The following is a 23,512-nucleotide window of genomic DNA, read 5'->3' on the forward strand; positions in this document are numbered from 1 at the left end:
TAACTTTGCAGTCTGATTCACACTGACATGCACAAAATTTTCTTATATCTGTTCCTTCTGTTTATCCCGGTAAACTTCTCTTCGATGAGTCGGCCGATACCACGCACGTCCGCAACTTCAAGCTGCCGGCAGTTATATATGGAAATGGAACTGGAAGGGGTTGTCAATTATACAGCTTTCGAACAGGCCATAGCCGGATATAATAAGATCGAACAAAAAAGTAAAGAGATACTTACACTGGTCGATTTCAGCAAGCCTTCTACAGAAGAACGTTTTTATGTACTCGATATGAGACATAAAAAGTTATTGTTCTCTTCGCTCGTCTCCCATGGAAAAAATAGCGGTGGGAATTATGCCACCTCTTTCTCTAACGAGAACGGGTCTCTCAAAAGCTCATTGGGATTCTTTCTGACAGAAAATACTTATCAGGGGAAAAACGGTTATTCATTAGTACTAAACGGTCTGGAAAAAGGGATTAACGACCGTGCCAAAGAACGGGCGATCGTGATTCATGGGGCGGCTTACTCCAACCCTTCCGTTATCGCCTCATCCGGTCGCTTGGGACGCAGCTTCGGTTGTCCAGCCCTGCCGCAGTCGGTCAGCAAACCGATCATTAATACGATCAAGGGCGGTTCGCTGTTGTTTATTTATGCCAATAACCAGAATTATCTGGCCTATAGTCCTATCCTGTCCAAACAGATCGCCACTATGTAAACGGGATATAAAAAAGAGAAAAGGAAACACCAAAATCGATATTGTACTATTCATTCCCTGAATACTATTAAGGAAATCCACAAAAAAGCTTTATCTTGCAAACGGAAAAGGGAAAAAGATACTATACACTAATATAACAATTTAAATCTAATTGAGAATGAAAAGCAACGTACTGAAAGCTTTATTTCCAATACTGCTAGCCTTTATAGCCTTGCCGATATCGGCACAATCAGAGATTTTCGTTTCCCCGACAGGGAAAGCCAATGGCGACGGAAGTGTTCAAAATCCATTCAACCGTATTCAGGTTGCACTGGAAAAAGCCCGGACAGAAAAAGGAGAGATCGTTATCTACCTGCGCGAAGGTAAGTATATGCTCGACAAACCCATCGTTTTCACTCCCCAGGACGGGAACGACACCCGACAGTTATCTGTAAAAGCCTATCCCGGCGAACAGGTAGTTCTTTCAGGAGGAATACCATTATCCTTGCAATGGACACCTTATAAGAAAGGAATTATGAAAGCCAAAGTAAGTGGTAGTCCGGTCATGGATATATTGGTTGTCGACGGACAACTGCGACACATGGCACGCTATCCTAACTTCGATGAGAAAGCAGTCCGCTTCAACGGGACTTCCGCCCAGGCCACCGCACCTGAACGGGTAAAGAAATGGAAAAATCCGGCCGGAGGTTATCTGCACGCCATGCACAGGCATGACTGGGGTGATTTCCATTACCTCATCACCGGAAAAAACAAGAAAGGAGAACTGACGATGGAAGGTGGCTGGCAAAACAACCGCCAGTCGGGACTTCACCCGGACAATCGGATGGTTGAGAATATATTCGAAGAACTGGATGCTCCCGGCGAATGGTTCTATGCAGCCGACGAGCAGGTTTTATATTATTATCCGCTTGAAGGCGAGAATGTATCCGAAACCCTTTTCGAATCTCCCCAACTCAAACACCTGATCGAATTCCGGGGTACGGAAACCAACCCGGTAAAAAATATCACGGTCGACGGATTGGAACTGACACAAACCCTCCGTACATTTATGGAACCTTACGAACAGCTACTTCGTTCAGACTGGACGATTTACCGGGGAGCAGCCGTTTTCTTCGAAGGGACAGAATATTGTGCCCTGCGTAATTGCTACCTGCACAACCTGGGAGGAAATGCCGTATTCTTCTCTTATTATAACCGCCATTCGGAAATTTCCAGTTCCCACCTTACGCAGATCGGAGCGAGTGCCGTCTGCTTCGTCGGTGATCCCGCTGGTGTCCGTTCACCCAGTTTCGAATATGCTGAATTTGTCCCCTACGAACAAATCGATCATGGGAAAGGCCCCAAAAACAATAATTATCCGGCTCAATGCCTGGTATACGACAATCTGATCCATTCGATCGGACTGTTCGAAAAGCAGATCACAGGGGTCGAATTATCCATGTGCCAGGCCATTACCGTCAGCCACAACAGTATTTACGATACTCCCCGTGCCGGAATCAATGTCAGCGAAGGGACATGGGGCGGCCATATCCTGGAATTCAATGATATTTTCGACACAGTCAAAGAAACCGGCGACCACGGCTCTTTCAACTCCTGGGGACGCGACCGCTATTGGCATCCCAAATATCAGGAAATGGAATCGATCGCCGCCAAAGACCCGGCCCTGATCCTGGCGGACGCCTGCCAGACCACCGTTATGAGAAACAACCGTTTCCGTTGCGACCGGGGGTGGGACATCGACCTGGATGACGGTTCCAGCAATTACCATATATATAATAACCTCTGCCTCAACGGAGGAATCAAGCTAAGAGAAGGTTTCTACCGCATAGTTGAGAACAACATTATGATAAACAACTCCTTCCACCCGCATGTCTGGTTTAATAACAGTGGCGATGTCTTCACACGCAATATCGTCATGACCGAATATAAACCGATCGGCATACGTGAATGGGGATTGCTGGTAGACTACAACATTTTCACAGACAGCTTGTCACATGCCGCTGCACGCAAGAACGATACGGACGAACATTCCATCGTCACTCCCATACAATTCCGCAACCCGGCAAAAGGAGATTTCACCGTTCCCGACGATTCCGAAGCAATCACCAAAGGCAGTTTCCACAATTTTGCCATGGATCAGTTCGGCGTTGTCTCCCCCCGCCTGAAAGCGATCGCTCATACGCCCGAAATGCCGACACCGATCATGATCGCCGGCCACGCCGACAGCGATATTATCGACTGGTGCGGTGTCACGATCAAAAGTTTGCAGACCTTAGGCGAACGTTCGGCCACGGGAATGGACTCGGAAAGGGGTGTATATGTTATTTCCGTCAATGCATTGGGAGGCAAACTGCGGGATTATATACGTCCTAACGACGTTATTATCCAGGTAGGAAACACTCCGGTCAATAACCTGAAGGAGATGCAGGACGCACTTCAGAAGGTCGACAAATCGAAAGATATCGAATTTATAATATTCAGGACACAGAAGGAGAACAAAGTCACAATTCCGGGAAAATTACTGGACTAACCCATTAAATAATCGGATAAAGATGAAAGAGAAAGAAAATACGGACCTGATCCTGCTGAATATCGGATACGCTGTTCACCGTGCCGACTGGAATTACAAAAATGTAAACAGTCCGTTCGCACGTATCTACCTGGTCAAGGAAGGTGTAGCCAAGCTGCATCTGCAGGATCGCGACCATATCCAGCTTCTCACTCCCGAGCATCTTTATCTGATACCGCCTTTCACGTTGCACAGTTATAAGAGATGCAGACAACCCCTGTGCAGTACATCAACCAGAAGAAAATAGAAAGGGCCCAATTATTGATCATTACCGATCATCACTCGATCAAGGATATCGCCTATACGCTTTCGTTCGAAAACGTTTCTTATTTCAACCGGTTGTTCAAAAGATATACAGGAATGACACCGGTTTTATATAAAAAGAAATTATAAACACAACTATTCATCATCATACAAATGAAAGATACGCCCCATCTGTTGCCACTTTTCGGCAGAACTGGCATTCGGATCTGCCTGCTGGAATACGGACATATATTCTTCCCATTCCGCTTGTCGCGGTAAACCGGCGAGACGGTCGAATGCCGTATCCCAATCAAAATCGAGCGGAGTTTCCACGATCATAAATAACCTGTTTCCACATAAATAGATCTCCATTTCAAGGATACCGACACTTTTTATCCCTGCCCCGATCTCCGGCCAATAACATTCCCGCCCATGTCTTTTCTCATATTCTTCGATTAACTCCGGATCGTCTTTCAAATCCAGCATCTGGCAATAGCGCTTAGTTGGGAAATCATAGTGTCTGCTTTTATAACCGCTCTTCTTATTTTCCATAAATAGTATCAATTTACACCGATCATTCAACAAGAATAATCCGTATGCAAATAAAACAATAATTATACCGTCTGAGTAATATTATTTCTGCAAGGGATAAAACGATATCGACGCCCGGGATAGTAAATACGGATCAAAATAACTACCTTTACCCGCCTATAAAAAAAGAAAAAACATGAAGATAACTGCTCCCCGGGTAACAGCTCTTTTAAAAGAGGACGCCCCATTGGACGAGACACTCCTAAATGACGGAGAAGACGTGACGGAATATTCTTTCAAAAACCAACGGGTATTTGAGATCAAGACAAAAAATATAAATATGCAGTCCTGTCTGTTCACGAACTGTATGTTGATCGGTTGTGGCATAAAAAAATCGCAGTTCAGCGATATAATCTTCCGGAACTGCGATCTTTCGAATGTCAATTTCTCCGAATCCGGCTTCCATCGTGTCGAGTTTATCGATTGTAAACTGATCGGCGTGAACTTCTCGGAATCGTCATTAAATCATATTACTTTCAGTAACTGCAAAGCTGAATATATCAACCTGACCATGAGCAAACTGAAATATGTGGGCTTCAACCAATGTGACCTGAAAAGTGGTTCGTTGGAAAGTTGCCAGTTTGCCTATACGGTATTCGATGCGTGTAACCTGAAAGAAGCGGAATTTTACCGTACTTCCTTGAAAGGTACAGATTTAAGCAACTGCGACATATCCGGCATACGGATAAGTCCCATTACAGGTTGTGAGTTACGTGGAGCTGCAGTAACTTCCCTGCAAGCACTTGAACTAGCCCATTTACTGGGTGTTACAATCAAAGGATAATCATCATTTTCAAACTGGTTATCTTGCATATTCCTGATGTCTTTTTAACCATGCAACAGCGTACGAGCAGATTGCCCGTGGCTTTAATTGATTCTCTAATGCGTAGTCGAAAGCCGCTTTCACTAGGGAAGCGGCAATACCTTGCCCCTCCAGAGGTTCCGGAACTATTGTGTGAATAATATCCAGATTATTGCCGACAAGCCTGTATTGTACAAAGGCCGTTAAATCATTTATTTTCACCTCGAAGCGATATTTCTCCGGGTGATGAACTATATCATATTCCATGTATTCGTTTATTATTTATCTACAAAACAACGCTCTTTAGTATAAAACACTTTACCTCCGGATAAGTTCATCCGTTATTTCGTTTTTATCATCTTTCTTTTCCGCCTGCGCTTTAGTTCTTTTGGGATGAAAGAAATTCTTTATTTTAGTTAAAAAACCATTGACTTCTTTGGCGACATCCTGTGTCTTTTTAGAAACGCCCACCGACTCGATCAGGGGCGGACGCAATATTTGCCATAAATAATTAAATGTAGAATGATAAGGGTCGCGTTCAATAGTCAGGTGAGACTGCCTGGGTTTATGACCGCCCTTTTCCGGATGATCCGGGTTATCATGTTTCAACACCAGGTTTGCCAGGCGTGATAAAAACTTGTTATCGATCACCTCTCCATGCTTTTCTTTGAAAAGTTCTGCTTTCAGGTCTCGGTAAAGGAACAGCATATCGACGTTAGCTCCTTTGCTGGAGGCTTCCGTACTAAATGTAAAATCATCCAGTTTACCGCTTTCGATCTTGGCAAATGCCAGCGGGGTTATCAATTCATTCAAGGCTGTCAGGTCGAAATCTTTCATATGGGCATTCAGGATAAAACGATCGTTCAATGAATCGACAGGCAACAACCAGGTAGCTGTAAAATAGCCTGTTCCCATCAGCTTTCCATTTGCGTCGAGGCAGATATACTGATCCGGACGGGTTACGATATTGGTAAATCCGGAAAACTTGCCGTTCATCTCTGTAAAGAATAATTTTCCCGGTTTTATCCCTTTCCGGGCCAGCTCTTCATAAACAACAGAAAAGTTATTGACATCCAGGCTATCGACAGCTAGTTTAACCGGAGCTTTCTGCAGACCGGAGTAAATCATCGGAACAATATGACGGGGGACGATTATTTGTTGGTTCTTAAAATTCTGAAGGACGGCATCATCCACCTGTACTTTTCTTACTTTTATCACTTTCTGTGTAATCCAGGCCGGCAAGTCGATCCCCGCAAGATTCAAACGTCCCACTTTGACATCAAACCAGTCCTTATGTTCGGGTTGGAGATAGGCAAATTCCATCTTGGGATATTTGGAAAGCAGGTGGATATTTGCCAGGTCGAGCTGCGTATTATTCAGACTCACTTCGCCGATACTCAAGGTATAAAAGCCATTATCCAATGGGAAGGACAGGTCTTTCGTATTGAACCGGATTGTTTTCAGCTTAAACAGACGGTCTGCTGCATTGACATGTAATCCTTCCAATAGCAGGCTGGCCGTATCATTATTCAATACGGCATTCGATATATCCAATTTCCCCAGCGAAAGGTCAGGCGTAAAACGTCCGAGCATTTCATACACATCCTCCAACTCGCCTGCGGCAGGTTTCTTTTTCTCCTTATCCGGAGCATTTCCCGACTGATAAGAAAAAACAGGATCAGCCAATAAAATATCACCGACAGCAAAATGCAGGCTGTCCCATGTAATTTTACTGATACCTATATCTTTCAGTCCGGCTTTAAAGAAAGCCCCATCCTTATTGACTACCTCCAGATACGGTGACTTCAGATGAACGGCTCCTGTTTCCAGGCTTTGAGCAAGTTTATCCGGTAAGCGGTTCATTCCGGAAACCGAAACTAAAGGGGCCTCAAACCTTATATGCGACTTCGAAGCCTTTTCCCACAACGAATCCTGCGGGATCAACTTTACATCCTGTAAACGAAGCTGGCCTTTCTGAGTGGAGAAATCGCCTTTACTCACATACAACCGGTATTCTTTTCCCGGCAGGTAATTATCAAAGTCCTTTAGACTGAATCCAAAATTATCGCACTGGAAAAACAATCCGTTGCTCCGGTTCGTACTGTCGTCTATCAGGAAATTGGTTGCATAGAAATTGAAATCTTTCAGTTTATAAACGACAGGATCAGGAACGCTCCTATCGTTCAACGTGACAAAAACATGATTCAGACGAATCTGTTTAATAGATAAATATTGGAGTAACGGATTCAATATACCTTCAATATCCGCCCGGGTATCGACCGGCATTTTCTGTTCTTTATTTTCCTTATTATAAGAGGGTACCTTATTGTACCGGAGATTCGGACGGTCTATCTTAAACAGACCGGCACTGATCCCTTTATCATACAGTAAACCTTTTATAGCGATCGTATCGATACTGCCCGACATATAATCGTTGCGCGATCTAACGGAGATAGGTTTCAACCGGATATTCTCAATACTGAAATCGCCGGTCTCCGTGTTCAGTGCCATACGTTCCACATCCAGGCGATGGTTACGGGCCGTCATCATCCCGCTGATCCCTGTTGCTTCAAAAGCAAAACTGCGCGAATACCATAAACCATGCTTCACTTCGGAAACCGAATCTACCAGGAATTCATTCGCCTGAAAATTAAAATTATCCAATTTATAGACCTCGACAGAATCTTTCACAGTCTGCGAATAGGCCACTTTGGCATCCCGTATACCGATGGACTGAATAGCAACACTATGTAATACCGGTGATATAATATCATAAAGAGACAAGGCCTGTACCAATGAATCGGTATTCATGGGAGCAGGTGTATCGACCGTTTTGTCTTTAGGTGCCGTATTAGCCGCCAGGTTAAACACCTGGATATCCGACGATGAGATATCAAAAGAACGGGCTGTCAGATAATTCAGAGCCTCTTCCCGTGTAAACTGTATGCCGTTTACTTCAATCGTCCGGACCAATGCATCCACATAGCTATCCGGTTTCTGGTTTTTCTCTACCCACAACTTCTCCTGTGGGATCAGGTTGATTTTTTCTATATAAATGATCGAATCCAGCGTACTCAGCTTGATACTGTCTGTTTTCAACACGAAATCGTTATTGACAAGCAGTGTCTGAGGTTGGTTGGTTACAAACTCAAAATTATCGCAATAGAGCAATTTGCCGCTTCGGGAAGAATTTTCATCCAGCCTGAAATCGTATGCACGGAAACTGACATCGGTCAATGCATACAGGATCGGTGTCACCGGATTCTCAACCGTATAAGAGACACTCGCATCTTCCAGGTTCAGCGTCTGCACACTCAACACATTTATATACGGTGAAATGACTTCGTACAATGATTTGGAACTGACATTCCGGGCTTTCTTCTCCGTGCGTCCGGAGTTATACGAATCGAATATTTCTATCTCCGGATCCTTAATCTCAAAGGAGTTAAAGTGTAATTTCTTATAACTCCAACGCCATGTCAGGTTCACCCCTTTAAAATCGATCACGCCAACCTCCGCCTTCACATAAGTCTGCGGAAGACTGTCGATAGCCGCCCATTGCCGGAATACTGTAGTATCGGGCATAAGCCTGACGCCTTTTATCTTCAGTTCCCCTTTTATGAAACCGATAGACAGATCATCAAACGAAAGATTATAAAAGCCATCCGTAGCCTCTGCCGTCCGGCGGCTCAGTTCCTTCTTCAGATACCGTTCAAGCCGCTGGTTCAGATACAGGTTCAGGACAGTAAGCAACACAACCAGCAATCCGATTGCCGGGAAAATATATTTTGCTATTTTCTTTTTCCGCCCCATATCTTATTATAAACGTTATCCGGTAAAGCAAAGACTCTATAAATTAAAACAAGATAACTGTTATTATGTTTAGGGTTCTAAGGCAGCTGAATGTTTTAAATGGCAAAACACTGCCAAGGGAATGAAAGACCCGGTCTTATTTATAGAGAGATACTATATACCAGTACAAAGGCGGGATATACTTCATAGTTCAAAGTATAGGACTTGGCATCCGGCGTCCGGGTTTCGTAGGCACGGATTTGTCCGGAGTCTGCATAAGTGAAAGGTTCGATATGCAAATGTTCGATAAAGTCGACATCCTGCTGCCGGATCATTTTAAATAAGGCTTCTTTAGCACACCAATAGATAAGTAAATGATTGACTTCATTAATAGAAGAGACGGAGGCATCCTCTTCGGGAGACATAAAGCGGCTGCGTATCTTCAATATCCGCTGAGAATAATATTCGATATCTATACCGGCAGCGGGCTGTTGCTGCAATAGAACGGCGGCATAACCATTCGTATGGGAAATACTCAGATGATAAGCAGAGTCGGGCAAATAGGGTGCACCGTCTTCATGATAGCGGATGATAAGTTCCGAACCAGCCAGTTCTTTCAGGAGGACACGGCTAGCTAACCATTCCTGGCGACGTTTCTCTGTTTTTATATGTTGAAGAAAAGGTAAATAATCCGGTTGGAGATCCAACAGGGAGAGTAATTCATCCGAAGTTTCTTCAATCTTCCAGACACCCAGCAAAGGTGATGTATGTTTCAGGATGACAGGCATTATTTCTTCCAACTAAAAGATTGTATCAATTCAATAATATCCTTTCGCAAATAATCTGTCAGGGGAGCCAGAGAGTCAGCGTTCGGCACACAATCGTAATACAAAGCCCCACGAAAGAAGTTTGAAGAACTGTCTGTCAGCATAAACTGCACAGGAGAAGCAGACTCGCCGTCGAGCAAGAACAAGGAACCGTATACTTTTTCGTCCGGATTGCTGTAAGCCTGCTCCTTCACGGCATTGGCTTGTTTGGCCTGCCGGGAAACCAACGAACGGGACTCCATCTCGGCCGTCTGTAATGTTTTTTGTGTAACAGGCAGGTAACTGCAATACACTTTTACACCTAAAGAAGGATAAGACAGGTTGATCCATCCTTCCGGACTTCCCACCGGGGGGAGTTCTACGGTTACCAACTGGGAGACATTAAACCCGTAAGGTAAACTGTCGAGAGGTAAAGACTGATAACGGGCCTGTGGCGGTTCAATCCGAAAATAGCCACGTGGTTTCGGCGTATATTCCGTGCAAGAGATACACAACAGAAAAAACAGAAAAAACAGACCCGACAGAATAGACTTCATCACTCCTCTCCTTTCTCTCCTGTTGGAATACGATTAAATTTCACCTTAAGGATCCGACGGTTATCCATTTCGAGAACCTGGAAACGATACTTGCCATAATCGAGAATCTCCCGGCGACGAGGGAAATCTCCTTTTATCTCCAACAGAAGGCCGGCCAGTGTTTCCACATCTTCCGTCAACTTTCCAAATTCGGACGGGTCGGCATTGATCACACGGAAAAAGTCTGTCAACAGTATCTTGGCTTCGAAGATCAGGCTGCCGTCTGCCAGACGGATGAATTGTTTTTCATCTTCATCATATTCATCGGAAATCTCTCCGACTATTTCTTCCAGAATATCTTCCATCGTAACGATACCGGAAGTACCGCCGAACTCGTCTACCACAATCGCCATATGTATCTTGTTGGTCCGGAATTCTTCCAGCAGGTCGTCGATCTTCTTCGTCTCGGGAACAAAGTAAGCCGGACGGATCAGGCTCTGCCAACGGAATGTATCCGGTTTTTCGATATAGGGTAGCAAGTCTTTGATATAGAGAATACCTTTGATATTATCCTCCGAGTCTGCATACACCGGGATACGCGAATAACCGGACTTAATAATGAAATCGATCACATTACGAAAGTTGGTCTTTATCTCAATATCTTCCATATCCAGACGGGGAGTCATAATCTCATCGGCCGTTTTATTATAGAACTTGATGATCTCGGCCAACATTTCTTTCTCTTCAGGAATTTCAGTAGATGTCAGCTCGAGCGCTTTAGAGAGTTCATCGACAGAAAGGTCGTATTTCTTTTTAACGAGCGCCTTGTTTATAACAGAGGTAGAAGTCACCAACACCTTCGATAGCGGGCGACAGATACGTTCGATCATATTCAAAACAGAAGCCGAACGGCGAACAAAGCGAAGAGAGTTCTTCTGTGCGTAGATCTTGGGCATGATCTCGCCAAAAAGTAAAAGAAGAAAAGTTAGTATGATCGTTTCGAGCACAAAACCTAAAACAGGCACAGCCGAGAAATCGACCAGGGCATTGATACCATAGGTACAAAGCATAACGACAGCTACATTCACAAAGTTATTTGCAATCAGAATAGCTGCAAGCAAATATTCGGAACGATCCAGAAGTTTTCTGATAAGTGGATCTGAAGGAGAATTCTCTTCCCGGATGTCGTTGATGTCACCCGGGGTAAGAGAAAAGAATGCCACTTCTGATGCCGACACGAAGCCGGACACTAACAGCAGTATACAAGCGAGGCTTAATGCTATAACAGGACCTGCTGTAAGCGCCTGCATAGTAACTTGGTCAAATAAGCCCGATAAATAATAGTCTGAGTCCAAGGGGAACCGTATTAGTTAAACAATATCAGAACGGAAGATCATCCGCACTGTTTGAATCCGAAGAAATATCCGGTTGTTGTGAAACCGGTTGTTGATAAGACGTTGCCTGCGGTTGTCCTCCCTGCTGGAAACCTGTTCCGCTATTAGAAGATGTTCCGTCAGCCGGCTTCGAGCCTGTGTTATAAAATTCGATACGGTCTGCATGAATTTCCGTAACATAACGCTTCACACCACTTTGATCGTCATAACTACGGGTACGGATCTTTCCTTCCACATAGACGCCCGAACCTTTCTTCACCCATTTTTCAACAAAGGCTACCTGGTCGCGACGCACCACAATATTGTGCCATTCTGTCCTTTCGGGCACAACCGTACCATTTGCAAGTGTGTAACCTCTTTCCGAAGTTGCCAAAGGGAAGTTTGCAACAGCCGCACCGCTGTCGAAATAACGAACGTCGGGATCTTTGCCCACGTTACCGATCAAAATGACTTTATTCAATGACATAGTAATAATTCTTTTAATATCTTACAAAGAAACATAAATTCGATCATTCTGACAAGTTTCCATTTAATTTCTCCAAATAAATATGTATAAGACGGGGAACGGCATAACGCTCGATATCTTCATACGGAACAGCCAGATACGAATTCAAAGCCTCGCTGATTTTCTCTATTTCTATCCGGTAGAAAGCCGTATGCAGGACCTGATGGGACAGGACGTGTTTTATTTCCGGTATATCTACCGAGACATTCAACCGCCCGGCTCCTTCGAACAACAGTTTAAAGGCTTCCGTTTTTTGTAAACCGGTAAAGTCCACAGGTTGCTCCGTCTCAATGAGGGGAAATTCATAAAGCCCTTCCCATATATCCTTTTTACCCCGGCGCGAAAGCCAGGTCTGACCTTTATATATAATGTATAGATAATGGAAATAGCGGGGACGTGTTTTTGTTTTATTCTGCTTTACCGGAAAACTTTGTACCCGGTCGGAAGCATATGCCATGCAACGTTCTTTTAACGGGCAAACGTCGCAATCCGGATTTTGAGGCACACATTGTAAGGCGCCGAACTCCATGATTGCCTGGTTGTGAAGTCCGGCCTTTTCCGGATTCATCACGATCCCCGCCAACTCGGTAAATTGTTTTTTTCCGCTTGTCGTATCGATAGGCGTATCGACCGCATATAAACGGGATAACACCCGGAAGACATTCCCGTCGACAACCGGATAAGGTTTATTCCACACAAAAGACACAATGGCGGCAGCCGTATATTCCCCGATTCCTTTTAATGACAACACATCTTTATATTCACTCGGAAAAACACCCCCAAAGGTATCCATGATACTTTTGGCTGCCGCGTGCAGATTCCGGGCACGGCTGTAATACCCCAATCCCTGCCAATATTTCAACACCTCATCTTCTTCGGCAGAGGCCAACGAAGCCACATCCGGGAAGCGTTCGGTGAAACGGTAAAAATAATCCATCCCCTGAGCGACACGGGTTTGTTGAAGAATTATTTCTGATATCCAGATTATATAGGGATCGGACGACTCCCTCCATGGTAAAGTCCTTTTATTCATTTTGTACCAGTTTAGCAACATATTGCTAGTTTCCAGTTCATTTTTCAATTGCGACATATTTGTCCTGTTTTCGTACTTTTAAAACTCTCAACTCGTTGATTAATGCAAACATACACAGATATAATGAATTGTAAGGAATCTTTTTTATTAAAAAATGGCGGGCAATTCTTTTTCCACTTAAATAAAAAGCTATATATTTGCATTCCAAAAAATTAATAGGTCCAAATCATTAATTAATTTATAGACATGACTAAAGCAGATATTGTTAGCGAAATTGCTAAAAGTACCGGTATCGATAAGCAAACGGTATTGAGTAGCGTAGAATCTTTTATGGATATTGTAAAAAGTTCATTATCTGAAGGAGAAAACGTTTACCTGAGGGGATTCGGAAGTTTCGTTATTAAGAAGAGAGCTCAGAAAACTGCTCGTAATATTTCAAAGAATACTACGATCATCATTCCGGAGCATAACATCCCTTCATTCAAGCCGGCTAAAACCTTCCTGAACGAAGTTAAGTAATTAGTAATTATAGTTTAATTTAAAATTTAGAAACAATGCCTAGCGGAAAGAAAAGAAAAAGACATAAAATGTCTACGCACAAGCGCAAAAAGAGACTGAAAAAGAATAGACATAAAAAGAAATAAGTCTATCTAACAAGAAAACTCTAAAGAACAAACTTAATAAGTGACCTTTTAAGTTTGTTCTTTGCGTATTTAGAAAGGTCTGAATTAAAACCCACTTTCAAGTGATAAGTGAATTAGTAGTTGATGTACAACCCAAAGAGGTATCTATTGCCGTCCTGGAAGACAAAAACCTTGTGGAGCTACAAAAAGAGGCCCGCAATGTTTCGTTTGCCGTCGGCGATATCTATCTTGGCAAAGTAAAAAAACTGATGCCGGGGTTGAATGCTGCTTTCATTGATGTAGGGTATAAAAAGGACGCATTTCTTCACTATCTGGACTTAGGTCCGAACTTCAACACCCAACAGAAGTTCCTCAAACAGGCACTCAGCGATCAGAAAAAGATCCCTGCCATTTCAAAAATGCAGATACTCCCAGAAATTGAAAAAGACGGAAGTATTAGTAATGTGCTTAAAGTCGGACAAGAGGTGTTGGTACAAATTGCCAAAGAGCCGATCTCAACAAAAGGTCCGCGATTGACTTCCGAACTATCTTTTGCCGGAAGATATATCGTGTTGATACCATTTGCCGATAAGGTCTCAGTCTCCACAAAAATCAAGTCGAGTGAGGAACGTGCCCGTTTGCGGCAGTTAATCCAGAGCATCAAGCCGAAAAACTTCAGTGTTATAGTGCGTACCTCTTCAGAAGGTAAACGTGTTGCTGAACTCGACCATGAATTAAAGACATTAGTGAAACGGTGGGAAGAAAACATCGTCAAGGTTCCAAAGTTAAAAGTACCGTCGATCGTATACGAAGAAACGGCACGTACTGTGGCCTTGCTCCGTGATATATTCAACCCGTCTTTCCAGAATATTTACGTAAACGATGCGGATGTTTACCATAACATACGCGATTATGTCAGCCTGATCGCTCCCGGAAGGGAGGAGATCGTACAACGATATACCGGTGAACTGCCGATCTTCGACAATTTCAGTATCACCAAGCAAATCAAATCGTTGTTCGGACGTACGGTTACGTATAAAAGTGGAGCTTACCTGATCATCGAGCACACCGAAGCCATGCACGTGATAGACGTTAACAGCGGCAATCGTTCCAAAGGAAGCGACGCCCAGGAAAAAACAGCTATCGACGTAAACACAGCTGCCGCCGACGAAATAGCACGCCAGCTTCGTCTTCGCGATATGGGCGGTATTATTGTGGTCGACTTCATCGATATGGCTGAAGCAGCTAACCGACAGAAGCTGTTCGAACACATGTCTAAAGCGATGGTAAACGACCGGGCCAAACACAACATCCTGCCTTTAAGTAAGTTTGGTCTGATGCAGATTACCCGCCAAAGGGTTCGCCCGGCAATGGATGTAGATACAACGGAATCTTGCCCCACCTGTTTCGGCACAGGAACAATCAAACCTTCGATCTTATTCACCGACAATCTGGAGGGAAAGATCGACTGTCTGGTAAACAAACACAATGTGAAGAAATTCGCCCTGCACGTACATCCTTACGTAGCAGCATTCGTAAACAAGGGGCTTTATCCCCTTAGCATGAAATGGAAACTGAAATACTCCATGAGTATGAAAGTCATTCCTAACCAAAGTCTGGGTTTTCTGGAATACAAGTTTATTGATTCCGACAAGAATGAACTCGACATGATGGAGGAAAAGGAAATGAAATAAAAAAGAGGCCCCGAAGCGATAAACTCCGGGGCTTTTTTATTGCTTTCTTACGATCACCCTGGGAGGGTAAACATAATCATTCCAAAGACGATTTGCTTCAGCTACCGTCATTTCTCCATCATAGGTACAGATACGATAACGAAGAGAATAGTCTTTGCCAGGCATTAGCTGCCAGTCTTTATATTTTGTTGGTGCGAAATTCACAAAAACATCCCCTCGGCCATCGTTTGCTTTTTCATCCCAAATCCGAAGGGGTTCCGGCGCATTATAATTATCCGGATGCCCTAAAAGCAGAAAACCAGACTGTTTATCTCCACCACAAGTCCCGGTAACATAAATCCAACGGGCTGTCGTGCCATCTATTTCGGAACGGCTCTTACCTTCAGAAGTAAGCATTATACAGTTATCCTTTGTCCACTCCTGTGTACCACGCCACACAAAACCGCCATATCTGTAAGCTTTTATATTTATAGGTAAAGAAGTTACATCCTGCAATGTTGATTCAAAATCCCATAAAAATCGTTCCGGGATATTCCAGCTCTTTACCGTCCAAGATTCATTCATTACAATTTTCTCACCAGACGCCGAAAATATATAGTGATCCAAATTTGCAGAATAACCGACACAAACACTACCTTGAAAAGTTTTTTCCACATTCCGGGCACGCACCGTTCCTTGCTTATCTCCTAAATTCCACAAATCATATACGTTTCCTTCATATTCAACACGCGTCCAGGGATTCCATACCCCAAAATGATGATAATGATCTTTGGGTTGTATGGTTGTCAGGATATTACCGGATGGAGCATATACCGGATGAATAAAACCGCTACGTTGATAAACCGTATCCACACCCGATGGAGGATTGGTGACAGCATAATTATACTGAAGAATCTCACTCTCATTCTTTTTTAAGACTAAGGCTTTCCCTGTATCTTCTATTTTCATTACCGCAACCTCGCTGTTCCCCGTTATAGGCTCCACGACAAACTCACGCATTGTCCCGGCAGGAGTTTTCCCCGTTAGTACCCAATACAAATAAGGTTTACCGTCTTTTCCCTCCAATAACTGACAGGCAACTTCTCTCCTTTCCTCCCCGACAGTCTCATACAGGGATACTCTCGGTCTCTTATCCAATTGATCGACAGACGAAATATCGGCAGCGACAACACAATCTATCCGGTCGTATAAACCTGCCTCCACCGTAATATGAACTTTATCTGTACCCCACAACGAAGAGAAAGCTCCCAAACAACATAAAATGATAAAGACTGATTGTCTTATATGAACTCCTGGTACACGCATGATATTTAGATGTTTTCTATTTACTTTTACCCTTTGCCATCTCCAACGCATGTGTTGTCACGTAATATTTGGCAATCATGTTCGGCACCTCCCAGTCCGGTAACTTTCCATCCTGCAAATATTGAAGATAATTTTCCGTAACCTGGCCGAAATGAGCCTCATGTCCTACCCGGTATTTTTCAGGGGTCTGAACCTGCCATATATTGTCTGCAATCTTGTTTAAGGCAACACCGGGATATTTATCCGCAACAGCAGGAATAGCCGTTTCCAGTTCTTTTTCATAAGCAGCCAGGTCGATATCGGGCAATGCCTCTATATATAACTCAGGTTTATAGCCCTGCTCTTTCCCCTGACGGATCACCAGATCGGCTTTACTACCTTTCATAACCGAGAAATGGGTGTCGCCACCACCTTTCGGGAAAGTATAATTCCAGATAACAGAGACTTTGGCCGTCACATCCTTTATCTTATATACGATATCACCATTACAATATACTTTCAACGTATCGTTTACGACATCCTTTTTCAAGAAATCAGGATAAGACTCGGTACCAGTCACTTGTTTGAACTCTTCCGGACTGATTGAAGTCGTCCAACGGTTCGCATCGATTAATTCAATATCTTTTTTATAGTCGATAATCTGTCCGGGAAAAACTTCCCACTGAACAAGATCCACAAGATGAGTCGTTACATCAACAATACCTTCCCCCTGCTGAGTCACGTCAAAATACCACACCGGACGGGTCAATGGTTTATTATCCACCAGTTTAAACAAGTGATGTACACTTTCCTTGACAATAGCCGGTTCCTCCGGAGATCCTTTCAATTGTTCTCCATATACAGTCGGGATCATTGAAAGTTCACGTTGCAGTAGGGTGGTGATCTCATTTCTTTCCGTCATAATGTCATATAGCAGAATATTCTTTTGCCTGGCAATATCGAAACACTCTTCCAGCAATTTAAAATTCTGACTATTGATCGCCATAGGCTTGTCTGAAAGCACATTGATACCAGCTTCAAGCGTCTTCTTTATATACTCGGTCTTCTTGCCGTTGTTACCGGCCTGGATCATTACATTCCCTTTCTTTTCAGAGAGCATCTTTTCCAGATAATCAGAACCTGTATAAACAACTTCATTCCATCCGGTCGGGTTCTCTGCACGTGTATTGAATCCTTCAATACGTTTCAGGTGTTCATCCACATCAAAGCCACCGGGTGCGTACACATAAACATCTTTACAAACTTGTGGATAAGATACTTTCTGTACCAAGGCCGCATGAAAATGACCGGGATCGAGTGTTATGAGTTTGACTTCACCCGGAGCACCGGTAAACTCTTCAACCTGTTCTTTTTTATTAGAGGAACAAGAAGTTCCCAATAAAAGTGTAGCCATGGTAAAAACTAGATAGTTTTTCATTTTATAAACGATTTAATTGATAATAGTCTTTTCTTTACATATAAATTATGCCATATTCCTTCTTATACCACAAAGATAAAAATATATCGTTTTAACAACTGCCGTATTGTCATTATTTCTGACAGCAAAAACAATTCAGAACCGTTCATTGTTACTTTGGCATACGTTTTGTATAATAATTGGTGCAACTCGACAAGAGAAAAAGCAAAGACGAAAAATAATAACAATTAAAATATTATCGAATTATGGGAAAAATTATTGGAATCGACTTAGGAACAACCAACTCATGTGTTGCCGTACTGGAAGGTAACGAACCGGTTGTTATTGCTAACAGCGAAGGTAAAAGAACAACTCCTTCAATCGTTGCTTTTGTAGAAGGTGGCGAACGTAAGGTAGGTGATCCCGCAAAACGTCAGGCTATCACCAATCCTGAAAAAACAATATTCTCTATCAAACGTTTCATGGGTGAAACATACGATCAGGTAACAAAAGAAATCAATCGTGTACCTTATAAGGTAGTACGCGGCGACAATAACACTCCGCGTGTGGATATCGAAGGTCGTCTGTACACTCCACAGGAAATTTCAGCCATGGTTCTTCAGAAAATGAAGAAAACAGCTGAAGATTATTTAGGACAGGAAGTAACAGATGCCGTTATCACTGTTCCGGCTTACTTTAGCGATGCCCAGCGTCAGGCAACAAAAGAAGCCGGTGAAATTGCAGGTCTGAATGTTCGCCGTATCGTAAATGAACCGACTGCTGCATCATTAGCTTATGGTCTTGACAAGACAAACAAAGATATGAAGATCGCTGTCTTCGACCTTGGTGGCGGTACATTCGATATCTCAATCCTTGAATTAGGTGACGGTGTATTCGAAGTAAAATCAACAAACGGTGATACTCACCTGGGTGGTGACGACTTCGACCATGTGATCATCGACTGGTTGGCAGAAGAATTCCTGCGTGAAGAAGGTGTCGACCTGCGTAAAGACCCGATGGCATTGCAACGTCTGAAAGAAGCTGCAGAAAAAGCGAAGATTGAATTGTCTAGTACAACAAGTACAGAAATCAATCTGCCATATATTATGCCGGTTAACGGTATTCCAAAGCACCTCGTTAAAACATTGACACGTGCTAAATTCGAACAATTGGCAGACAGCCTGATTCAGGCTTGTATCGAACCTTGCCGTCAGTCATTGAAAGATGCTGGTTTAAGTACTTCCGATATCGACGAAGTGATCCTGGTAGGTGGTTCTACACGTATCCCTGCTGTACAAGCTATCGTTGAGAAATTCTTCGGCAAAGCTCCTTCCAAAGGTGTTAACCCGGACGAAGTAGTAGCTGTAGGTGCTGCTATCCAGGGTGGTGTATTGACAGGTGAAGTAAAAGACGTATTGTTGCTGGATGTTACTCCATTGTCTCTGGGTATCGAAACAATGGGTGGTGTAATGACTAAGCTGATCGAAGCTAATACAACTATCCCTACCAAAAAATCGGAAACATTTACAACAGCTGTCGACAACCAGCCGTCTGTAGAAATCCATATCCTGCAGGGTGAACGTTCTTTGGCAAAAGATAATAAGTCTATCGGCCGTTTCCACCTGGATGGAATACCTGCTGCACAACGTGGTGTGCCTCAGATCGAAGTTACTTTCGATATCGATGCCAACGGTATCCTGAATGTATCTGCAAAAGATAAAGGAACCGGTAAAGTACAAAGTATTCGTATCGAAGCCTCCAGCGGCTTGAGCGATGACGAAGTAAAACGTATGAAAGACGAAGCTGCTGCCAACGCAGAAGCCGATAAGAAAGAAAAAGAACGTATCGACAAGCTGAACCAGGCAGACAGTATGATCTTCCAGACTGAAAAGCAGTTGAAAGATCTGGGAGATAAACTTCCGGCTGACAAGAAAGCTCCTATCGAAGCTGCTTTGAACAAACTGAAAGAAGCTCACAAAGCCCAGGATGTTGCAGGTATCGATGCTGCCATGACTGAACTGAATACCGTATTCCAGGCAGCAAGCCAGGAAATGTATAATGCTCAGAATGCCCAAGGCGGTGCACAACCAGGTCCTGATTTCGGTGGCCAACAGCAAGCTAACGGCAACGCCAGTGGTAGCAAAGACGGTGGCGTAACCGATGTAGACTTCGAAGAAGTGAAGTAAAATATTATCATTAATGATAGTTAAGAATAAGCGAACCGCAGTAAATCAATCTTTACTGCGGTTTTTATGTTTTATACAACATTCAATTATCAACTATAAATCTTCATTTTTTCCAGTCCGGTTCAGGAAATAGCCGGATCGGGCTGTAACGAATATAAGTTTCGAATATCTCTTTATCGGGACCGACCATACGAGGATCACTTGAGCGTTCCATTTCATTTTGCAAAACGATTTTAAGCTCTTTTTCGATTGATCTATAATTAACATTACCAGCTAAGTTGTGTAAACAGAATGGATCGTTACCCACATTATACAATTCAAATTCAGGACGCTTACCATATGCCAAGTCGAAATAGGGACGAATAGCAGGATCCTTATAATTTTCGATCAGAAATGACTTTGATGGCGCATCATCAACATCAGTAAATGCCCATCCGGAATGATGAATGCCTTTTTCATCGATACCATACATCGGATAAACTGCGCCTGTTTCATTATTAATCGCCTGAGGTGCACCAGCAGGCCAGCGTTCCGGTTTTATATTCCAGATAAAAAGATACTCCTTGCTGCGTACGGCGCGCTGAGGATATCCGAGGTTTTCCCAACGAGCAGAAGAATGCCGTTCACGCCCCATAAATACATATTTCTTAGTTTCATCCACAATCCCATCTTTTTCCGACCGAAGAATATTCACGAAGCTTCTCCCTGAAATAGGAAGCATTCCTTCAGGCTTCACACCTGCGAGTTCAAGAATAGTTGGTGCGATATCTACAAAACCTATCGGATCGTCTACCCGACGTTTGCCTGGAAATCCTTTCGGATAACTGATTGCCAAGGGTACATGTACACCGTATTCGAAGCAGTTTGCTTTTGCACGTGGAAAAGGCATACCATTATCGGCTGTTACCATAACAATCGTATTATCTAGTTCCCCAATAGAGTCCAGGTAATTCAACATTTTATAAAGGTGAGAATCTGCCCATTCTATTTCTACGGCATAATCGAGCATATCTCCTCTTATCTCCTCTGTATCGGGGAAAAAGCCTGGTACATCAACCTGAGCCAGTTCTTTTCCATTACGTTTCCATGATCCTTTTTCGTAAGCTCGGTGGGGTTCGGTTGAGCCATACCAAAAATAGAAAGGCTGTTCCAGCTTGCGTTCTTGCATGAAATCACGGAAGTTACTAAAATAGTCGACAAGACCAATCCCCCCCGCCGTTCTTGGGTCTGACGAGTCATCTTTTGTATAGCGGTATTTATTATAAGCACATCCAGCCGCATTCTCTTTTCTCCATAATGAATCTCCTTCATTCTGGGCGTAGCGGAAAGGATCGACTCCTTTTCCAGTAAATCCGGTGTGGTAACCATTCGCTTTGAGAAGATCAACAAAAGGAACAAACTCTTTCATCCAGGATGAAGCATGCTGGCCTGCCTGTTTGTTCTGCCAATGATGCCGCCCTGTTACCAATGTACTCCGAGAAGGCGCACTACCCGGCGATCCGGCATAACAATTAGTGAAATAAATTCCCTCAGTTGCAACTCTGTCAAAACCGGGGGTATGGACAAACTTGCTTCCTGCAATCCCCGTATGTATATATGTCTGATCATCATTAATTACAAACAGTATATTAGGCGGTTTTATCATTTCTTTCTTATGCTGTTTGCAACCGCCTAAAATACCAGAACTAAAAGAGAAAAAAACTATTCCAAATAAATGTCTCATGATATTATTTATATTTCAATTCAAAAGTCAACTTCCAATCCAGATGCTTCCGGTTCAAAATCCGATTTATTAATCGAGCGTATCGGAACATTTTCACCTTTTTTCATGCGGTTCCACACATCCCGTGCAGGACTCATATAAGGATATGAGTCAAATATCTCTCCCCGACCAAACATTCTAGGATCTTGCTGTTCTGTCAATTTTTGCAGGAGTTCACTTCGCATTTGTTTTTTCAAGGTATCGTAATTGGCATCTTTCACCAGATTCTCCATACATTCCCTGTCTTCTAAGATATTATACAGTTCCTCTTCTTGTCGTTTACCGAAAGAAAGCTGCCAATAGATCTCCGTTCCAGGATTCCGCCGTGCTTTTAATACTTCTGTTTTTGTCGGACTGCCATCTACATTCATATATCCTGTTTCTGGATTTCCTGCTGGCCAGCGACTGGTTTCAAAATTTACCAGATAAAGAAAGTCCCCCTTTATAATACCCCTAATCGGATATCCCTGATCGTCTGGGCGTCCCACATCATGTCTCTCTTTCCCAATCAGAACATAATCCTTTTGCGGTTTACTGTTCTCTTTTGTCAATAGATCGAGAAAACTTTTACCCTCTACTGGCTGCATTCCCGATTTTTCTTCCGGTATCCCGGCTACATCAAGAAATGTCGGTGCCAGATCAATAAAACTCAAAAGGTCCTTTATCTCCCGCCCGGCTTTCGTTATCCCCTTTTTCCACATCATGGCAAATGGAACATGATTGGAGTATTCGTATTCCTGTCCCTTGGCGCGGGGGAACGGCATTCCATGGTCGGCAGTAACAATAACGATTGTGTTTTCCAACTCTCCCTCCTCTTCCAATGCCTGAAGAATAGCAACCAGATGTCTATCAAAATGCTCTATTTCTAACGCATAATCCAGCATATCCGTGCGTACTACCTCATTATCCGGCCAGAAAGATGGAACGGAATCAATCTGATTGATATTTTTTCCAGCTTTTAAAGAAGAAGCAAATTCGTATCCTCTATGTGGTTCCAAGGCTCCATACCAGAAACAAAAAGGTTGGCCTCCTGGCTTATTCCTGAGGAATTCTTTAAAATTAGCCGCATAATCGATATTGGATATCCCCTTTGTAGGGGGTATCAATTTGATCTGATTCCACATTTTCCCAACCATATTCCTTGGATTACCCAACGAGTCGTTGGCAAAACCGGGCCCCCACCCTTTTCCCGTTGCTCCTACTTTATAGCCATTCTCAGCCAATACCTCGGGATAAGACTTAAACTTCGCCGGGAAATTGGACCAGTGATTACAAGCTTCTTCCAATTGCCATGAATTACGTCCAGTAATAATACAGGCACGGGAGGGTGCAGATTTAGCATTACAGGTATACATGCGCTGAAACAACAGGCCTTGCTGTGATACCCTGTTGAAACCAGGTGTATTGAGCCAGGTTGTTCCGTATGTCTGCATATGGGGATAAGATACGTCGTCTGCAATACAAAACAAGATGTTAGGCCGTTGTTTTTCTCCTGCCTGCATGGAAAACAGACAACTTGTTTCGGCTGCCAGGAATAAAGAAATAAATATTTTTTTCATTT

18 protein-coding genes and 1 pseudogene are annotated in these 23,512 nt (G+C 43.3%); 7 read left to right on the top strand and 12 right to left on the bottom strand.

Annotation, left to right across the window (positions count from 1 at the left end; genetic code table 11):
- The first annotated feature begins 27 nt into the window (after positions 1–27).
- From BQ7394_RS17285 to BQ7394_RS25410, 3 genes and pseudogenes are all read left to right on the top strand, one after another.
- Positions 28–714: a murein L,D-transpeptidase catalytic domain family protein gene (locus BQ7394_RS17285; protein WP_075558567.1), complete on the top strand. Its 687-nt coding sequence runs from the start codon at positions 28–30 to the stop codon at positions 712–714.
- Between the two features lie 157 nt (positions 715–871).
- Complete coding sequence (locus tag BQ7394_RS17290) at positions 872–3,244, top strand: PDZ domain-containing protein (RefSeq protein ID WP_075558568.1); 2,373 nt, start codon at positions 872–874, stop codon at positions 3,242–3,244.
- A 22-nt stretch (positions 3,245–3,266) separates the two neighbouring features.
- A pseudogene (locus tag BQ7394_RS25410) lies at positions 3,267–3,676 on the top strand (AraC family transcriptional regulator).
- A 6-nt stretch (positions 3,677–3,682) separates the two neighbouring features.
- Here the strand turns inward: BQ7394_RS25410 and BQ7394_RS17305 are convergent.
- Complete coding sequence (locus BQ7394_RS17305) at positions 3,683–4,078, bottom strand: L-rhamnose mutarotase (protein ID WP_075558571.1); 396 nt, start codon at positions 4,076–4,078, stop codon at positions 3,683–3,685.
- 175 nt (positions 4,079–4,253) lie between these two features.
- Here BQ7394_RS17305 and BQ7394_RS17310 point away from each other — a divergent pair, with 175 nt between their 5' ends.
- A complete protein-coding gene (locus tag BQ7394_RS17310; RefSeq protein WP_075558572.1) occupies positions 4,254–4,901 on the top strand; it encodes a pentapeptide repeat-containing protein in 648 nt (215 codons plus the stop codon).
- A gap of 18 nt (positions 4,902–4,919) precedes the next feature.
- Here the strand turns inward: BQ7394_RS17310 and BQ7394_RS17315 are convergent, their stop codons facing one another.
- The 7 genes from BQ7394_RS17315 to mutY form a co-directional block, all read right to left on the bottom strand.
- Entirely contained in the window at positions 4,920–5,186 is a 267-nt protein-coding gene (locus BQ7394_RS17315; RefSeq protein ID WP_075558573.1) for a GNAT family N-acetyltransferase, read from the bottom strand.
- 51 nt (positions 5,187–5,237) lie between these two features.
- Positions 5,238–8,732: a hypothetical protein gene (locus BQ7394_RS17320; RefSeq protein ID WP_075558574.1), complete on the bottom strand. Its 3,495-nt coding sequence runs from the start codon at positions 8,730–8,732 to the stop codon at positions 5,238–5,240.
- Between the two features lie 140 nt (positions 8,733–8,872).
- Positions 8,873–9,499, bottom strand: a complete 627-nt coding sequence (locus BQ7394_RS17325) for a 4'-phosphopantetheinyl transferase family protein (protein WP_075558575.1) — start codon at positions 9,497–9,499, stop codon at positions 8,873–8,875.
- Positions 9,499–10,074, bottom strand: coding sequence for a gliding motility lipoprotein GldD (gene gldD, locus BQ7394_RS17330; RefSeq protein ID WP_075558576.1), 576 nt, complete (start codon positions 10,072–10,074; stop codon positions 9,499–9,501). Before gldD ends, BQ7394_RS17325 begins: the two co-directional genes overlap by 1 nt.
- Positions 10,074–11,408 (bottom strand): gliding motility-associated protein GldE, encoded by a 1,335-nt coding sequence (gldE, locus tag BQ7394_RS17335; RefSeq protein ID WP_075558577.1) that lies wholly within the window; start codon positions 11,406–11,408, stop codon positions 10,074–10,076. The genes gldD and gldE overlap by 1 nt, the downstream gene beginning before the upstream one ends.
- Positions 11,409–11,433: 25 nt before the next feature.
- Complete coding sequence (locus tag BQ7394_RS17340; RefSeq protein WP_075558578.1) at positions 11,434–11,913, bottom strand: single-stranded DNA-binding protein; 480 nt, start codon at positions 11,911–11,913, stop codon at positions 11,434–11,436.
- Positions 11,914–11,956: 43 nt separating this feature from the next.
- On the bottom strand, positions 11,957–13,042 hold the full coding sequence (gene mutY / locus BQ7394_RS17345; RefSeq protein WP_075558579.1) for an A/G-specific adenine glycosylase: 1,086 nt from the start codon (positions 13,040–13,042) through the stop codon (positions 11,957–11,959).
- Between the two features lie 189 nt (positions 13,043–13,231).
- On the opposite strand from mutY, the gene BQ7394_RS17350 reads away from it, so the two are divergent.
- Positions 13,232–13,504: an HU family DNA-binding protein gene (locus BQ7394_RS17350; protein WP_075558580.1), complete on the top strand. Its 273-nt coding sequence runs from the start codon at positions 13,232–13,234 to the stop codon at positions 13,502–13,504.
- Between the two features lie 226 nt (positions 13,505–13,730).
- Positions 13,731–15,302, top strand: a complete 1,572-nt coding sequence (locus BQ7394_RS17355; RefSeq protein ID WP_075558581.1) for an Rne/Rng family ribonuclease — start codon at positions 13,731–13,733, stop codon at positions 15,300–15,302.
- A gap of 36 nt (positions 15,303–15,338) precedes the next feature.
- Here BQ7394_RS17355 and BQ7394_RS17360 read toward each other — a convergent pair whose 3' ends face one another.
- On the bottom strand, positions 15,339–16,607 hold the full coding sequence (locus BQ7394_RS17360; protein ID WP_161951805.1) for a DUF6807 domain-containing protein: 1,269 nt from the start codon (positions 16,605–16,607) through the stop codon (positions 15,339–15,341).
- 16 nt (positions 16,608–16,623) lie between these two features.
- Positions 16,624–18,024: a putative oxidoreductase C-terminal domain-containing protein gene (locus tag BQ7394_RS17365; RefSeq protein ID WP_075558582.1), complete on the bottom strand. Its 1,401-nt coding sequence runs from the start codon at positions 18,022–18,024 to the stop codon at positions 16,624–16,626.
- A 245-nt stretch (positions 18,025–18,269) separates the two neighbouring features.
- Here BQ7394_RS17365 and dnaK point away from each other — a divergent pair, with 245 nt between their 5' ends.
- On the top strand, positions 18,270–20,189 hold the full coding sequence (gene dnaK, locus BQ7394_RS17370; protein WP_075558583.1) for a molecular chaperone DnaK: 1,920 nt from the start codon (positions 18,270–18,272) through the stop codon (positions 20,187–20,189).
- Between the two features lie 103 nt (positions 20,190–20,292).
- Here the strand turns inward: dnaK and BQ7394_RS17375 are convergent, their stop codons facing one another.
- Together BQ7394_RS17375 and BQ7394_RS17380 are read right to left on the bottom strand one after the other, a co-directional pair.
- The gene (locus BQ7394_RS17375) at positions 20,293–21,912 is read right to left on the bottom strand and encodes a sulfatase family protein (RefSeq protein ID WP_075558584.1); all 1,620 of its coding nucleotides are present in this window, start codon (positions 21,910–21,912) and stop codon (positions 20,293–20,295) included.
- Between the two features lie 20 nt (positions 21,913–21,932).
- Complete coding sequence (locus BQ7394_RS17380) at positions 21,933–23,510, bottom strand: sulfatase family protein (RefSeq protein ID WP_075558585.1); 1,578 nt, start codon at positions 23,508–23,510, stop codon at positions 21,933–21,935.
- Positions 23,511–23,512 lie beyond the last annotated feature (2 nt).

The organism is Parabacteroides timonensis (genome assembly GCF_900128505.1).
In the GTDB taxonomy this organism is placed as follows: Bacteria; Bacteroidota; Bacteroidia; order Bacteroidales; family Tannerellaceae; genus Parabacteroides; species Parabacteroides timonensis.

Bases quoted from the DNA above. Each gene is read 5' to 3' on its own strand.
- BQ7394_RS17310 (WP_075558572.1), top strand. From the start codon at position 4,254: ATGAAGATAACTGCTCCCCGGGTAACAGCTCTTTTAAAAGAGGACGCC.
- BQ7394_RS17340 (WP_075558578.1), bottom strand. From the start codon at position 11,913: ATGTCATTGAATAAAGTCATTTTGATCGGTAACGTGGGCAAAGATCCC.
- BQ7394_RS17350 (WP_075558580.1), top strand. From the start codon at position 13,232: ATGACTAAAGCAGATATTGTTAGCGAAATTGCTAAAAGTACCGGTATC.
- BQ7394_RS17365 (WP_075558582.1), bottom strand. From the start codon at position 18,024: ATGAAAAACTATCTAGTTTTTACCATGGCTACACTTTTATTGGGAACT.
- BQ7394_RS17375 (WP_075558584.1), bottom strand. From the start codon at position 21,912: ATGAGACATTTATTTGGAATAGTTTTTTTCTCTTTTAGTTCTGGTATT.
- BQ7394_RS17290 (WP_075558568.1), top strand. From the start codon at position 872: ATGAAAAGCAACGTACTGAAAGCTTTATTTCCAATACTGCTAGCCTTT.
- BQ7394_RS17380 (WP_075558585.1), bottom strand. From the start codon at position 23,510: ATGAAAAAAATATTTATTTCTTTATTCCTGGCAGCCGAAACAAGTTGT.
- BQ7394_RS17285 (WP_075558567.1), top strand. From the start codon at position 28: ATGCACAAAATTTTCTTATATCTGTTCCTTCTGTTTATCCCGGTAAAC.
- mutY (WP_075558579.1), bottom strand. From the start codon at position 13,042: ATGTCGCAATTGAAAAATGAACTGGAAACTAGCAATATGTTGCTAAAC.
- BQ7394_RS17315 (WP_075558573.1), bottom strand. From the start codon at position 5,186: ATGGAATATGATATAGTTCATCACCCGGAGAAATATCGCTTCGAGGTG.
- dnaK (WP_075558583.1), top strand. From the start codon at position 18,270: ATGGGAAAAATTATTGGAATCGACTTAGGAACAACCAACTCATGTGTT.
- BQ7394_RS17325 (WP_075558575.1), bottom strand. From the start codon at position 9,499: ATGCCTGTCATCCTGAAACATACATCACCTTTGCTGGGTGTCTGGAAG.
- BQ7394_RS17320 (WP_075558574.1), bottom strand. From the start codon at position 8,732: ATGGGGCGGAAAAAGAAAATAGCAAAATATATTTTCCCGGCAATCGGA.
- BQ7394_RS17305 (WP_075558571.1), bottom strand. From the start codon at position 4,078: ATGGAAAATAAGAAGAGCGGTTATAAAAGCAGACACTATGATTTCCCA.
- BQ7394_RS17360 (WP_161951805.1), bottom strand. From the start codon at position 16,607: ATGCGTGTACCAGGAGTTCATATAAGACAATCAGTCTTTATCATTTTA.
- gldD (WP_075558576.1), bottom strand. From the start codon at position 10,074: ATGAAGTCTATTCTGTCGGGTCTGTTTTTTCTGTTTTTTCTGTTGTGT.